The organism is Collinsella aerofaciens (assembly GCF_028209625.1).
GTDB classification, from domain to species: Bacteria; Actinomycetota; Coriobacteriia; order Coriobacteriales; family Coriobacteriaceae; genus Collinsella; species Collinsella aerofaciens_AM.
In genome coordinates this window covers 1-1,463 of record NZ_JAQLDU010000044.1, presented here as the reverse complement: position 1 = coordinate 1,463, position 1,463 = coordinate 1, and the positions used below count along the sequence as shown (strand labels likewise).

Below are 1,463 nucleotides of genomic sequence, written 5' to 3'. Positions count from 1 at the left end.
TGAACTGCGTCCCGAATCTTGGCCTTCTTTATTAGAAGCGAACACTAGGACGCTTTCAATAGCCGTTTCCGAAACTCCACCGGGGTGAGGCCGCCGAGCGCCACCTGGCGACGCCTCGTGTTCCAATGCACGACGTAGGCGTCGAGGTCCCTCTTGAAGGACTCGAAGTCGGCCCACTCGACGCCCCTGAAGAACTCGTCCTTGAGATGCCCGAACACCTGCTCCGTCGCCCCGTTGTCTAGGCAGTTGCCCTTTCTCGACATGCTCTGCCTGGCGCCGTGCCTCCTGAGCTCGCCGGTCCACCTAGGGTGCTGGTACTGCCAGCCCATGTCGCTGTGGACGATCGGCGAGGCCCCGGCCGGCATCCTCGCGAACAGGCGCCTGAGCACCTCCTCCTGCTGGGCCATGTCCGGGCTCGTCGACACCGACCAGGAGACGATCTCCTTCGTGCAGAAGTCGTAGACCGGGGCGAAGTACGCCTTGCCCCAGGGCTGCCTGAATTCCGTGACGTCGGTCCCGAGCTTCTCCCACGGGGCGCCCGCGCGAAAGTCACGCGCTATCAGGTTGTCGAATCTCTCGCCGACCGGGCCGCGGTAGGAGTTGTAGCGATGGTAGTCGGTCTCCCGGCGGATGCCGCAGCGGATGCCGAGCTCCCGCATCATCTTGAGGACCGTCTTGTCCGCTATCCTCGCGCCCAGCTCGGCCCTCAGGCACATCGCTATCTGGCGGTGGCCGCACCCGTTCGCCGTCCTCGAGAAGATCTCGCGCACGGCCTCCCGGAGCTCTGGCCGGGTCGCTCTCGGCGGGTGCGCCACGGCATAGTGGTAGCTCGACGGCGCGAGCCGCGCGGCCGCGAGCAGGTCGCATAGGCGGTGGTGCCCTGAAAGGGAGGCTACGACCTGGGCTTTCTCCCAGTTTGAGAGCTCTTCTCCGCTTTCAGGGCTATCGATTTTTTTAGATACGCCACCTGGGCCTCGAGTTTGCGCACGCGCTCCTCGAGCTCCCGCTCGCGCGTCCGCCCCCCGGGGCCCTCCGGCCTGCCGCGGCGTCCCGGCTCGAGCGCCTCCGGCCCGCCCTCGCGGTACAGCCTGCACCAGCGGTCGAGCGATGTGGCGGCGGCGATGCCGAAGCGGGCCATCGCCGCCGACCGCGGCATCCCCTCGTCCACGACGGCCCTCGCGACGGCGAGCTTGGTCTCCATGTCGTAGGTCCTGCGGCTCTCGCCCATCCCGATCAGCCCCTTCCTCCCGGTTGCCCGGTACGCGTAGAGCCATTTTCTCACCGCCGGGGCGGGAACGTCGAGCTTCTTGGCCGCGAGTTCGAAGCCGAGGCCGGCCTCGAACAGGTCGGCGGCGCGTGCCCTCATCTCGCGACCGTATCTTGCCTTCTTCCTGCGGGGCATTTCCGATGCCTCCCTTTTCTCGAACCTTAATTTCAAAGTCCAAGAAATGGGATGCAGTTCA

2 protein-coding genes are annotated in these 1,463 nt (G+C 66.1%); both read right to left on the bottom strand.

The annotated features are described in order from the left end of the window. Positions 1-44: 44 nt before the first annotated feature. On the bottom strand, positions 45-950 hold the full coding sequence (locus PMW70_RS09685) for an IS3 family transposase (RefSeq protein ID WP_082222915.1): 906 nt from the start codon (positions 948-950) through the stop codon (positions 45-47). Then, positions 893-1,463: helix-turn-helix domain-containing protein (locus PMW70_RS09680; protein WP_334203922.1), on the bottom strand; the 571-nt coding region annotated here is incomplete at its 5' end. The genes PMW70_RS09680 and PMW70_RS09685, both read right to left, overlap by 58 nt.